Here is a 660-nt window from a genome sequence, read left to right as displayed (position 1 = left end):
TGCCGCACGTCTTAGCCAAAGTGCTGCAAAAGGCAATCGGCCGGCCGGCAATTATTGCCGCGGCATCAGCCTCTGAACGATTCACGAAGCGCAAATCGCTGTCATCATAAGTCATGCACGGTCGGCTGACTTCCGGTTAAGGTGCAGCGCGCGGGGCGAAACAGGAGGAGTTTCGCCATGTCCCAGTTGAGTGGTATCGTGAGTCTGTTCCTGATCGCGGCGGCATTCCTGACGTCGTGCGACAATCAGCAGTCGCCGCCGAAGGCGATGGCCCCCTTACACGTCAGCGAATAAGCCAGAATACAAAGCGGCCCCGTCTCTCGACGGGGCCGCTTTGTCGTTGCTGTCAATGCCAGTAAGGCGTGACCTTGTAGTAATTGTAAGATTCGTCGCGCGCCGCCTCGCCATCCGCCCCGCTCAATTCGTTGATCGAATAGGCAGGCGCCGCCCTGAGTTGTTCCTTGGAAAACGGCACGACATAGCCACCCTTGTCCTCATCATAGTCGAGGCTCGCCCACGGAATGGCGTGATATTTTTCGCCAATGCCGAGGAAGCCGCCAAAACCGATCACCGCGAACATGATGCCGTTCGTCATCTTGTCGAGCATCACATCCTCGATGCTTCCGATGCTCGTGCCTTCGGTATTGTAGACCGATGTAC

1 protein-coding gene is annotated in these 660 nt (G+C 57.1%); it reads right to left on the bottom strand.

Going from position 1 to position 660, the window contains the following annotated elements; all coding sequences use genetic code 11:
- Positions 1 to 346 precede the first annotated feature (346 nt).
- Positions 347 to 660 (bottom strand): PRC-barrel domain-containing protein (locus EN893_RS36685; RefSeq protein WP_164901530.1); only part of this gene is annotated, 314 nt, incomplete at its 5' end.

Source organism: Mesorhizobium sp. M7A.F.Ca.CA.004.04.2.1, from assembly GCF_004022825.1.
Taxonomy (GTDB): domain Bacteria; phylum Pseudomonadota; class Alphaproteobacteria; order Rhizobiales; family Rhizobiaceae; genus Mesorhizobium.
The sequence above is the reverse complement of the archived record's forward strand: the minus strand, read 5'-3'. Positions and strand labels throughout refer to the sequence as shown.